8 protein-coding genes are annotated in these 12,287 nt (G+C 67.7%); 3 read left to right on the top strand and 5 right to left on the bottom strand.

Going from position 1 to position 12,287, the window contains the following annotated elements; all coding sequences use genetic code 11:
• Positions 1-124 precede the first annotated feature (124 nt).
• Both F7O44_RS16790 and F7O44_RS31190 read left to right on the top strand, forming a co-directional pair.
• Complete coding sequence (locus F7O44_RS16790) at positions 125-388, top strand: hypothetical protein (protein WP_162451410.1); 264 nt, start codon at positions 125-127, stop codon at positions 386-388.
• A gap of 74 nt (positions 389-462) precedes the next feature.
• On the top strand, positions 463-3,456 hold the full coding sequence (locus tag F7O44_RS31190) for a helix-turn-helix transcriptional regulator (protein ID WP_222851433.1): 2,994 nt from the start codon (positions 463-465) through the stop codon (positions 3,454-3,456).
• 76 nt (positions 3,457-3,532) lie between these two features.
• Here the strand turns inward: F7O44_RS31190 and F7O44_RS16780 are convergent, their stop codons facing one another.
• Entirely contained in the window at positions 3,533-4,396 is an 864-nt protein-coding gene (locus F7O44_RS16780) for a GNAT family N-acetyltransferase (RefSeq protein ID WP_162451408.1), read from the bottom strand.
• A 234-nt stretch (positions 4,397-4,630) separates the two neighbouring features.
• Here F7O44_RS16780 and srmL point away from each other — a divergent pair, with 234 nt between their 5' ends.
• Complete coding sequence (srmL, locus tag F7O44_RS16775; RefSeq protein ID WP_162451407.1) at positions 4,631-5,872, top strand: PheS-related mystery ligase SrmL; 1,242 nt, start codon at positions 4,631-4,633, stop codon at positions 5,870-5,872.
• Between the two features lie 134 nt (positions 5,873-6,006).
• Here srmL and F7O44_RS16770 read toward each other — a convergent pair whose 3' ends face one another.
• From F7O44_RS16770 to valS, 4 genes are all read right to left on the bottom strand, one after another.
• Positions 6,007-6,834: an SAM-dependent chlorinase/fluorinase gene (locus F7O44_RS16770; RefSeq protein WP_162451406.1), complete on the bottom strand. Its 828-nt coding sequence runs from the start codon at positions 6,832-6,834 to the stop codon at positions 6,007-6,009.
• Positions 6,831-7,850, bottom strand: coding sequence for a hemolysin family protein (locus F7O44_RS16765; protein ID WP_162451405.1), 1,020 nt, complete (start codon positions 7,848-7,850; stop codon positions 6,831-6,833). The genes F7O44_RS16770 and F7O44_RS16765 overlap by 4 nt, the downstream gene beginning before the upstream one ends.
• Positions 7,847-9,178, bottom strand: a complete 1,332-nt coding sequence (locus F7O44_RS16760) for a CNNM domain-containing protein (protein ID WP_162451404.1) — start codon at positions 9,176-9,178, stop codon at positions 7,847-7,849. Before F7O44_RS16760 ends, F7O44_RS16765 begins: the two co-directional genes overlap by 4 nt.
• Before the next feature lie 207 nt (positions 9,179-9,385).
• The gene (valS, locus tag F7O44_RS16755; RefSeq protein ID WP_162451403.1) at positions 9,386-12,001 is read right to left on the bottom strand and encodes a valine--tRNA ligase; all 2,616 of its coding nucleotides are present in this window, start codon (positions 11,999-12,001) and stop codon (positions 9,386-9,388) included.
• Between the last annotated feature and the right edge of the window lie 286 nt (positions 12,002-12,287).

Here is a 12,287-nt window from a genome sequence, read left to right as displayed (position 1 = left end):
CTTACCCGCTCCGGGTAAGGCCTTCTGCGTCGCAACGTACGTGAACCGCTGATGTCTACACCCGGGCCTCACCGTGATTCTCGTGTTGTAGCAGGACGAGAAGGTCACGGGGACTGGAGAGACAATGTATCTGAGCATCGAAGCCATCAGCGCTGAGGTCGCGTACCGCCGAGAGGGTATGCGGGGCTTCGGCCGCAAGCGCCGCTATACAAGCCCGACGATCAAGACGTCGAAGGACGAGGTGCCCGCGCCTCGAACGGTCGCGGCGCCCGCACCGCGGACCACCGACACCACAACCGAAACGCAACCGCTCCCGGCTCGTGCGCCAGAACCCGCCCACGGCGGTCCTCGCCGTGCCAAGCACAGCGGGCGCCGGGTCAAGGTCTAGCGCGTCGGTGCGGACGCTCGGCTACCGGCGAAATGCCAGCGACCTTGTCGCCGCCACGTGCGAGGATTGGATCCGTGCCTAGGCTCGGATCCAACTTCCCGCTCGTCGCTCGCAGCAAAGAGGTAGAACAGCTGCGGACGGCCCTGGAGCGTGCCCGTTCGGGTACGGCCGGGGCCGTTCTCGTGTCAGGTGAAGCCGGCGTGGGGAAGAGCCGCCTACTTGCCGAGATGGCCGACGTCGCCCGGTCGGCCGGCGCGCAGGTTCTCGTTGGCCGTTGTGTCGACATCAATGAGGCGAGTTTCCCTTACCTCCCCTTCACCGATATCGCCGAGCAGATTCGCGCTCTCTCACCGGAGATAATCACTAGGCGGCCTCAGCTGGCCACTCTGGCCGGCGTGGTTCCCCGGGAGCCAGCTCGGCCCATCACGGAGACACCCACCGGCAACGGCACGGCTCATCCCGACCTCGACAGCGGCCATGCCCACGTCCAGCGTTTCGATCAGCTTCAGCTCTTCGACGCGGTGCTCGGCGCCCTGAACGACCTCACACAGCACGGCGTAGTCGTCCTGCAGATCGAAGACCTGCACTGGAGCGATCCCTCGACCCGAGACCTTCTCTCCTTCCTTTTCTCAAGGCTGGGAGACCAGCGGCTGCTGATCGTCGCCAGCTACCGGTCGGACGACCTGCATCGCCGCCATCCTTTCCGGCCATTACTGGCAGAGCTGGTCCGGCTGCCTGTCGTCGAGCGCCTCGATCTCGAACCGTTCCGTCCGGCCGACGCCGAGGAGTTCGTCCGCACGCTGGCGAAAGACAGCATCTCTGAAGAACTCATCACCAGCGTGGCGGCCCGTTCCGAAGGAAACGCGTTCTTCGCCGAAGAGCTCCTCGAAGCCAGTTCGTTCGGTGCGGACGGTATCCCGTCGGTGCTGGCCGATGTCTTGCTGGCCCGAGTCGAGAAACTCAGCCCGGTCGCGCAGCGGGTGGTTCGCGCCGCATCAGTCACCGGCCAATGGCATGTCCGCCACCCGACACTGGACGCCGTCGTCGAGCTCGGCGCCGCTGAGCTGGACACCGCGCTGCGTGAAGCGATCCAGCACAACATCCTCGTGCCGGGGATGAAAGACGCCTACACCTTCCGGCACGCCCTGCTGCGCGAAGCGATCTATGCCGACCTCCTGCCCGGCGAGAGGGTCAGGCTGCATGCGGCTTATGCCGAACTCCTGGCGGGCCGGGACGACCCCGGCATGGCCGCCGCCATCGCTTACCACAGCCGGCACGCCAACGATCTCCCCACGGCACTCTCCGCCTCCGTGCGTGCGGTGAAGGAAGCGTGGAAGAAAGGCGCCATCGGCTTCGCTCTGCAGCACACCGAGCGGGCGCTGGAGCTGTGGGACGCCGTGGACGATCCCGAGAGTCACGCCGGCACCGGTGAGCTCGAGCTCACCCGCAAGGCCGCCCACGCGGCCAGTTCGGCCGGGCTGCCCGAACGCGCACTGGCATTCATGCGCAACGCCGTTCCATTGGCCGACGCTCGCGAGGACCCCGTCCTGTCGGCCGACGTCCGCCGCCAGCTGGCCCAGGCGCTGCTGGCCAACGGCAACTGGACCGAAGCCGAGCGTGTCATCAGCGAGGCCTGGGAGCTGATCAAAGACAGTCCGGCCAGCAGCGAACGGGCGTGGGTGCTCGCGTTGTCGGCCCGGCTGACCACGTCGAACAGTCAGCGCCGTTCGCTGGCCGAAGCGGCCGCCGCCGACGCCCGCGCTTCCGGTGCCGCCTCTGTCGAGGCAGACACTCTCATCTCGCTCTCGTACTGCGAGAACCGCGCCGGAAATTCAGAAGAAGCTGCCTCCTTGCTCGAGCGTGCCAAACAACGCGCTATCGAGGCCGGAGCGCTGGATGTCGAACTCCGGGCCAGATTCAACCTCATTTTCGGCCGATTCGACCAAGGGCAACTGGAGCAGGCTGCTCAGATAGCCGACGAAGCCGCTCAACGCGCCGCCGACGTCGGACTCACGTGGAGTGCATACGGCCTGAACATCAGGTGGCTGCGCAGCATGACCCATTACGCTCGCGGCGACTGGGACGCCGCTGCCGACGCCGCCGCGCCTCCCGGCGAACCCGTGTCCGACGTCGTCACCGGCCTCTTGATGGCCGCCGCAGCCCTCGTCCAGGTGGGGCGCGGGCAGTTCGAGCAGGCTGAGCGCAGCCTCAACGAGCTCCGCACGGAGTGGTACCGCAACGAGAACGAACAGATTGCGTTGCTGGCCGGGATCGCCGGAGCCGAGCTGGCGAGCTGGAGGTCGCAGTACGACGACGCCGTCCAGGTAGCCGAAGCCGCGGTCAAGGCGATCCGGGTCTGCTCCGGCGAAGAATGGCCCATGGGCGGCATCCGCCTGGCCACTCTCGCCCTGGCCGCTCATGCCGACCACGTACGTCCACTCGGTCCAGCTGTCGCCCCCGGCACCATCGAGGAGGCCGTGGCCGCCGGTGAGCATCTGCTGGAGCGCGCCGAGCAGACGGCGGTCCACGGCGACGTCCGCGCGGCCAACATGGGACCCGAAGGGCATGCCTGGCTGCTGCGTGCCCGGGCCGAACATGCTCGTCTCCTCGGCTTCTCCGACCCCGCTCCATGGCGAGACGTCGTGGAGGCCTTCGGCTACGGCGACGTATACCAGCAAGCCATCGCCCGATGGCGGCTGGCTGAGGTCCTGGTCTCGGCCGGGCAGCGGGACGATGCCGCGACCGAACTGGCCGAAGCCTTGAAAGTGGCCGTCCGCCTCGACGCCAAACCCCTGGGTGACGCGCTCCGTTCGCTGGCACGCAGGGCACGGATCGCCGTACCCGGGGCACCCGTCACATCCGTGAAGATCCTCACCCCGCGCGAGACCTCGGTGCTGGAACTCGTCGCCCGCGGGCACACCAATCGCCGGATCGGTGAAGAGCTGTACATCAGCGAGAAGACAGTCAGTGTCCACCTGTCCCGGGTGATGGCCAAGCTCGGCGCCGCCGGCCGTACCGAGGCCGTCGCTATCGCCTACCAGCGTGGGCTGCTCGACGAAACCTCGTAAGCCGAAGCCACCCGTTCATCCCCGGATGTCGGTGATCAAGTTCGATTTGCTCCCCATCAGGGGGTGTAGCACACACTTAGGCGTCGCGGTATCGGTCCCGTCTCTCGGGCAGCGGCCGGAAGCCGGCTGATTCATAGGTGCCGACGACGCCCGGCTGGGAGTTCAAGGCGCAAACGGTCGCGCTGGATGAACCCAGCTCCTGGAGTGCGGCCGCCGCGGCGACACTGATGGCCTTGCCATATCCACGGCGGCGATGATCGGCATGCACCCCCATCGGCTCGAGCAACCCGGGCTTCCCCGGACCAACCGACCACACTGTCACCGCCGCCACCGCGTCGCCTTGGCCGTCATACGCCACGAGGCTCCGGGCGTCCGCATACGGCAGTCCTGCCGCCATCGCACGCCAGCGCTCTTCGGTGAACCTCCCGTTGAACGCGGACCGATGTACGGCGGCGAACTCGTGTGCCTTCTCCGGCCCGGTCACCTCGACCCGCACGCCCGGATCCTCCACCGGCTCGGAGAGGTCGCGGCTCAGCGGCGTCCACGGCTCGTCGACCTTCCAGCCGCTCTCGGACAGCAGATCCTGGATCAGCGCACCCGTGGGCGCCTCGACCGCCACTTTCCCCTCGGGAAGTACGCCGCGCTCCGGCTCGGTCACGTCCGCGACCAGCTGCCGCGCCAGCTCCTCGTCCCGCTGACCTTCCGGCGTGGTCGTCAGCCGCAACAGCGTGGGACCGTCCAGCAGTCCGACGGCGAGAATCTGTCCGTTCCGGCTCCATGTCCGAAGCGCCGCGGCCGTTGCCGCCGCCCCTGACTGCCAGTACCAGCCCACATCCCCCGGATGCAGTTGCATCGGCGCTCCGTCGTACTGCCACTGACGCAGCACGCCCACCGCCTCGTCCAGGTCGTCGACCCCTGGCTTGCCCAGCGCAATCGTCATCCCCTGATCAAAGTCCATCCCACCGCGATGCGCACCTGGTTTTCCGGGGTGGATCAATAGCGAGTTCCAGGCTATTCTCGACCACATGCCAGGTCTGCGCCTGTTTATCTGCCCCCGGTCGGCGAGCGTTCGCCGCCCGGAGGGTTTGCGCACCTAAGCAGTCACCCTTCGCGGACAGCACCGGCCGGGGGAGTTTCGAGACCACCCGCCGCCTCCCGCGAAGAAGGTACTTTCATGTCTGCTTCCACTGAAGCGCGAACGTCCCGTCCAGAAGACGTCGGCAGCGCGACGCTCGGTACCCGCACGTCGCCATCCGCTCGCACGTCCGCCTCTCCTCCGGCGCCGCGTCCACTACCCTTGGCGGCACTTCTCGACGCCTTGTCGGTGCGTGACCTCACCGATCCGCGTCAAGGTGCCCATGCGCTGCAGATCCTCATCGACGACGCATCGGCGGCCATGCGCACGTTGTGGGACGCCGAGCTTCACATCGAACGGTCCCGTCCGATCGTCACGCTCGAGGACAACTACGACCGGCTCGGCTATGCCGCCGATGCCGTGTCACGCGACGTCAGATACACCCGGTACGTCAGCGAAACCACCATGCTGCGCAGCCACACCTCGGCCGGCATCCCGCCGGCGTTGCGCCGCCTGGCGGCGGCCGCGCGCCGGCCGGCCAGGGAGCACGGGCCGGAGGCCGCTCCGATCCTGCTGGTGCTTCCCGGCATCTGCCACCGCCGCGACACTATCGACCGGATCCACACCGGCACGCCGCACCAAATGGACATCTGGCTGCTTCGCCGCTGCGGGCGCCGCCTGGACCACGACGACCTGCACGAGATGGTCAGCGCTCTGGTCAGCACTATGTTGCCCGGAGTCCATTGGAGGTGGACGGCGGCCGAACACCCGTACACCACCGGCGGGCGTCAGGTCGACGCCATCCAGCACGGTGAGGCGGTCGAGATCGCCGAATGCGGTCTGGCCGCGCCGCACGTCCTGGCCGGCGCCGGTCTTGACCCAGCCGAGTGGGATGGACTCGCGCTGGGCATGGGGCTGGACCGGATGCTCATGCTCCGCAAGGGCATCCCGGACATCCGGTTGCTGCGCTCGGCCGACCCGCGAGTGTCAGCACAAATGACCGACCTCGAGCCTTACCGCCCGGTATCCGACCTGCCACCTGCCGTCCGTGACATCTCCATCGCCGTCGACTCGGACACCGACGTGGAAATCCTGGGCGACCGGATCCGAGAAGACCTCGGCAACGACGCCGAACTCGTCGAGGACATCAACGTCGTTTCCGCCACCAACTACGATGACCTCCCGCAGAGCGCCCGTGATCGGCTCGGGATCCGGCCCGGTCAGGTGAATTTCCTCGTCCGCATCACCATCCGGCCCACGGACCGGACCCTGACCAGCGACGAGGCCAACACCCTGCGCGACCGGATACACGCCGCACTCCACCCGGACATTAGGGGGTGAGGAGTCCGCGGCCGATGGCCGCGGGCGATGGGACCTCTCCATGGTGTGGCGGGCATCAGCGAGGGAGGTCTATGGCGACGCCCCTCTCCGACCGAGTCTGCTGGCCGGGGAGAGGTCCCATCGGCCGCGGCCTTCTAAGGCGCGAGAACCCGGATCGTCACCTGGTCGCCCGGTTCGACGCCGAGCCGGGCGGCGGCGCTCCCGTGGTTGACGGCCAGCGCGACGTGGCGGTGTGAGTCGACGTACAGGAGCATCTCGCCAGGGGCGACGTCGGCGAACACTCGGCCCACCACTACCTCCGTGGCGCTGTCCGGCCCGGCGGGCCCACCGCGGACGATGCTGGCCCGCTGGCCGGCGCCCACGCCGCTCGCGGCGAGATCATCCGGCCCAGCGGCCAGGGCCACGTTGCCGAAATGGTCGACGACATGCACCTCCGTCTCGAGCACTCCGGGCCGTGCCCGGACCTTCGGCTCCGGCAACCGGACGAGGTCGCCAGCGCCGACGGCGGGGCCGAGCCTGCTCACCGGCACCCCTACCGCCACGTGTGCGGCCGCCGGGGCGAAGATGTCGCGCCCGTGGAATGTCATCGCCTCGCCCGCCAACCGGTACTTGGGCGAGACCAGTTCCACGGCCTCCGCGACACCGCCGGCCGCTGCCGCCGCCCAGGGCAGCAACCCGTTGTCCGGCCCTACGAGCACGTGGTCTCCGGCTACTACCGCAATGCCACGGCGCTCGGATCCCACACCTGGATCCACGACGCCGACGACGACACACGGCGGCAGATAGGGCAGGGTCTGCGCCAGCACTACGGCTCCATGGCGGACATCCTGCGGCGGCACGTCATGGGTGAGATCAACAACCCGCACGTCCGGCGCGATCGACATCATGACACCGTGACAGGCTGCCACGAAACCATCGCGGCGGCCGTAATCGGTCAGGAAGAAGATGCTGTTCCGGCTCACTTCTCACTCACCAGGATGTTGGTCACGAGGTCGTCCATACTGACCATTCCGACAACTCGGTGGGAGCTGTCGCGGACCAGGCCGAGCTGGGCGCGGTTGCGCCGCAAGGTCTCAGCGGCGGTCGCCAGGTCGTCGCCGGTGTCCACCGAAGGAATCGGTCTGGCCATCTCGCCGGCGGTCCACGGCGTGTCGAGTCCCCGGCCGGCCAGCGCTTCGCGGGCATGTACGGCCCCGACGATCGCCCCCGTTTCGTCCTGCACGACGAGCCGGGTGCGCCGGTGTCCCGCGGCCGCGTCCAGGACCTCCTGGGGCCCGGCCGAGGCGTCGACACTCAGGATCCGCTCGACCGGCACCATGATCCGGCCGACAGCGGCCCCAGGTGCCCCCAAGGTACGGGTGAGCAGACCGTGGTCGTCCGGCCGGATCAGCCCCAGCCTGCGGGATTCGGACACGAGCTGGTGGATCTGCTCCCGGTTGCGCACTGTGACGATCTCGTCCCGCGGTTGGACCCGCACCATCCGCACCAGGGTGTTGGTGACCGCGTTCAGTGCCACCAGCAGCCATCTGACCAGCCAGGTGTATGCCCGGAACGACGGCGCCAGCAGCATCGCGGAGCGTTCCGGATGGGCGATCGCCCACGACTTCGGCGCCATCTCGCCGACCACTACGTGCAGGAAGGTCACGATCGCCAACGCGATCACCAGCGCTGCCACCCGAGCGGCTGCTTCCGGCAGCCCCAGGGCAAGAACCGGTGGTTCCAGGAGGTGATGTAGCGCAGGTTCGGAGACCATGCCCAGCCCGATCATGACCATCGTGATACCGAGCTGAGCCCCGGCCAGCATGAGTGTGAGTTCTCGTACCCCTTTCAGTGCCGCCTTCGCTCCACGTTTCTGCTGTGCCGCGGCTCGTTCGAGCCGGTGCCGGGCTGCCCCGACCAACGCGAACTCGGACGCGACGAAGAAGGCGCTGGCCACGAAGAGAAGCCCGGTGATCAGCAGAGCGGTGCTGGCGTTCATTGCTGCACCTCCACTACCGCGCGAAGACGGATCCGTTCAGCCACCCTGCGCTCGACGGAGAGGACCTCGATCTGCACACTTTCGACCTCATCGCCTGAGCGCGGAAGGTCAATGGTGAGGTGATCTCCGGGCTGCGCGAGCCGGCCCAGCTCGGCGGCGATCAGGCCGCCCACGGTGTCATAGTCCTCGGATTCCGGTAGCCCGACCCCGGTGTAGGCGGCCGCCTCGTCGACACGCAGGCCGGCGTCCAGCTCCCACCACCCGCCGATGAGCGTCGCGGCGACAGCTTCCCGGTCCGACTCGTCCTCGATCTCTCCCACGAGTTCCTCGGCGATGTCCTCGAGCGTGATGATGCCGGCCAGCCCGCCGTATTCGTCCACCACACACGCGAACTCGTCGCCACGTTCCTCCATCCGGCGGGTAAGTGGCAACAGGGCAAGGCTGTCCGGAACCAGGAACGGCAGCCGGGCGAGATCGCCGGCGGTCGAGTTGGCCATCATCTGCTCCGGCAGGCGCATCAGCTCGCGGACACCGACCACGCCGACAATGTCGTCCGTGGTCTCGCCCAGCACTGGATACGTCGTGTGCCCGTGTGCCCGGATCAGGTCGATGACCGCGGAGGCCGGGGCGCTCGCCTGAACACTCACGACGTCCGGTCTCGGCACCATCGCCTCCCCCGCGGTGTGCTCGGTGAAGCTGACGGCTCGGGCCAGCAGAGCCGAGAGGTGCGCTGACAGGGAACCCTGTGCTTTGGCCTCGTCAATGATGTGGCCAAGTTCCTCGAGCGTGGCACCGTGGTGTAGCTCCTCGACCGGCTGGATACCGACCGCGCGCAACAACCGGTTCGCTGAGTTGTCGAACATCCGGATCACCGGACCGCTGACGGCAAGGTAGATATGTGTCGAGGCGGCCAACGCCTTGGCCAGTGCTTCCGGCTTCGCCAGCGCGAGATTCTTCGGGAACAACTCCCCGAGGACCATCTGAATGACGGTCGCCAGACCGAAGGCGATGGCCACCGCGATTCCCGAGATCGCCGCGTCCGGCAACCCTGCCCACTCCAGGGCCGGGCGCAACAACTGAGAGAACGCGGGTTCAGCGATGAAACCGACCATCAGCGCTGTCACGGTGATACCGACCTGAGCCGCCGACAGCATGAAGGAAAGGCGTTGCATCACCCGGACCGCTGACGCGGCCCGTTTGTCGCCGGCGGCCGCTTGGCGGGACAACTCGATCCGGTCAGCGGAGACGTAAGCGAACTCCTGCGCAACGAAGTAGGCGGTGCCGAACGTGAGCAGAAAGATCGCGGCGATGCCCAACACGGCACTCACCGCTGTTCACCCCGAACATGACGGGGGGTGCATACGCATAGACAAGCGGGCGTACGACTTGAACTGTCCGACACGGCGGACACAGCTCCTTCCACAGACATGCCCCCCAATGACGTTGGGGCGTAGGAAACTAGCGTAGCGCCGTCCCGACCCGGAGGTCGCACGGACCGGGAGCCCCACTGAAGAAACTTGCTGACTCGCCCATGCCTAGAGCACGGAGATCTCCTCCAGACCAGGTTCGGCGACCACATCCAGCTCCTTGATCCGGCCCGCGGCCGCAAGGTCACCATGAATAGCCCGCAGCCGGCCGAACTCGGCTTCCGGGACACACACCGTCGCGCGTTCCAGCGGCGCGCCCACCGACAACTGCTTGGCGTTCTTGAGGGTCCGGATGCCTGAAAGGGCCGCACCAGCCGTCTCCAACAAGCCTGCTTCGCCCCAGTCGGGCAGCTCGGCCGGGTCCGGCCACGTCGCGCGATGAACCGAGCCGTCATGCCACCACGACCACACCTCCTCGGTCACGAACGGGATCACCGGCGCGAGTAACCTCAGCTGCACTGACAATGCCATTTCCAGGGCGGCACGAGCGGACGCCGTCGCGACGTCCGCGTAAGCCGTTCCTTCCCCATGGTCACCCTCCCCGGCTCCCTCGTCCCTCGTCCGCCGGCTCGTCGTTCCATAAGCCCGGTCTTTGACGAGTTCCAGATAGTCGTCACAGAAGGTCCAGAAGAACCTCTCGGTCACCTCGAGCGCGGAGGTGTAGTCATACGCCTCCATGGCCGCCGTAGCCGACCGGACCACGTCGCGCAGTGCGGCCAGCATGCCGGCGTCGAGTGGCTCGGTCACCAAGTCCCTGCCCCGGCCGCGTTCTCGGGCCGAGCCGTCATCGGCCAGCCGCAGCACGAACTTGCCCGCGTTCAGCACCTTGGTCGCCAGGCGGCGGCCGACTTTCATCTGCGCCTCGTCGAACGGCGTGTCGCGGCCAGGACGGGCTCCGGCCGCCCGCCAGCGAACCGCGTCCGCGCCGAACCGCTCGATCACCCCAACCGGCGTCGTCGCGTTGCCCGTCGACTTCCCCATCTTCTTGCGATCAGGATCCACCACGAACCCCGAGATGGCGGCGCGCCGCCACGGCAGCACCCCATGCTCCAGATGCGCCCGAAGCACACACGAGAACAACCAGGTCCGGATGATCTCGTGCGCCTGAGCATGCAGGTCCATCGGAAAAGTACGCGAGAAAAGATCGGGATCACGTTCCCAGCCACACACGATCTGCGGAGCTAGCGACGACGTCGCCCAGGTGTCCATCACATCGGACTCGCCGACGAACCCGCCGGGGACACCGCGCTGGGCCTCGTCGTACCCCGCCGGTGCCTGCGCGGCCGGATCCACCGGAAGCTCGTCTTCCCGGGGGACCAGCGCAGCGTCGTAACGGGGATACCCGGCCTCGTCGAGCGGATACCAGACCGGGATCGCCACACCGAAGAAGCGCTGACGGCTGATCAACCAGTCCCCCGTCAGGCCGCCGACCCAGTGTTCATACCGATGCCGCATGTGATCCGGCACCCAGGCCAGTTCGCGGCCGCGGGCCAGCAGTTCGTCCCGCAGGCCTGCGTCGCGCCCGCCATTGCGGATGTACCACTGGCGGCTGGTCACGATCTCCAGCGGCCGATCACCCTTCTCGTAGAACTTCACCTGATGCTGGATCGGCCGCGGCTCCCCCAGCAGCTGCCCGGCGTCCCGAAGAAGTTCCACCACCCGGCGCCGGGCGGCCGCGGCGCTCAGACCGGCGAGTTCGCGGTACGGCTCCTCCGGCACACCGGCTGGAGCTTCGGCCATCAGCCGGCCATCGCGCCCGATCACGGCCCGGACCGGCAGGTTCATCTCTCGCCACCAGACGACGTCGCTCGTGTCGCCGAAGGTACAGACCATGGCCGCTCCAGTGCCCTTGGCCGGCTCAGCCAGTGGGTGCGCAACCACCGGCACCGCCACGTCGAACAGCGGAGTTCGCAGAGCTGAACCGACCATCGCGGCGTAGCGCTCGTCGTCGGGATGCACGACAACGGCCACACACGCCGGCAGCAGTTCCGGACGCGTCGTGTCCACTTCGATCGTTGTCGCATCCGGCCCGCTGAACGCCAGCCGGTGGTACGCGCCGGGACGTTCATGCTCGACCAGCTCAGCTTGGGCGACAGCGGTCTGGAATGTGACATCCCACAATGTCGGTGCTTCCATCTGGTATGCCTCGCCACGGGCGAGATTGCGCAGGAATGCCCGCTGGGCAGCTGTACGGGCGTTCTCTCCGATGGTCGTGTACGTCAGAGACCAGTCGACCGACAGACCAAGCTGGCGCCAGAGTTGCTCGAAGGCCTCTTCATCTCTCGCGGTCAAACGCTCGCAGAGTTCGATGAAGTTACGCCGGGAGATCAGCTTCTGTTCATCCGGGCGCACCTTCCGCGGGGCGGCGGCCGGCTCCGCGACGGTGAGGTCCGGATCGTACGGCAGCGCCGGATCGCAGCGGACACCGTAGTAGTTCTGCACCCGCCGCTCGGTGGGCAGGCCGTTGTCGTCCCAGCCCATCGGGTAGAACACGGTGCGCCCCCGCATGCGCTGATAGCGGGCGACGATGTCGGTATGGGTGTATGAGAAGACGTGCCCGACATGAAGATCACCCGACGCAGTCGGCGGGGGTGTATTGATCGAGTAGACGCGGGAACGGGGCGCCGAGCGATCGAACCGGTAGGTCCGCTGCTCGTCCCAGCGCTGGGACCAAGCTGTCTCGAGGCCTTCAAGGGTGGGTTTGGCTGGCGCGTTTCGTGGCATGGTGTGGCTCCACCTGACAGGAGGTCGCGGGCACGCCCCGTCGGTGCGTGCCGGGATGAACGGTTCGGACGGAGGAGGCGCTCAGCGGCGCACGGATACTCGCGCCCGGGCGGAGCCGAGGCGGGCGCGGATCATCAACCGAACGAACGACATGCCACTACTGTACCCAGATCGAACGCGCCCCGCTTCCCGGTGATCGTCAGTGGGGTGGGGGGGGGGGGGGGGGGGGGGGGGGGGGGGGTGGGGGGGGGGGGGTGCGTGCCCCCCACCCCCCCCCCCCGCCGCG

The organism is Phytoactinopolyspora mesophila (assembly GCF_010122465.1).
Taxonomy (GTDB): Bacteria; Actinomycetota; Actinomycetes; order Jiangellales; family Jiangellaceae; genus Phytoactinopolyspora; species Phytoactinopolyspora mesophila.
The sequence above is the reverse complement of the archived record's forward strand: the minus strand, read 5'-3'. Positions and strand labels throughout refer to the sequence as shown.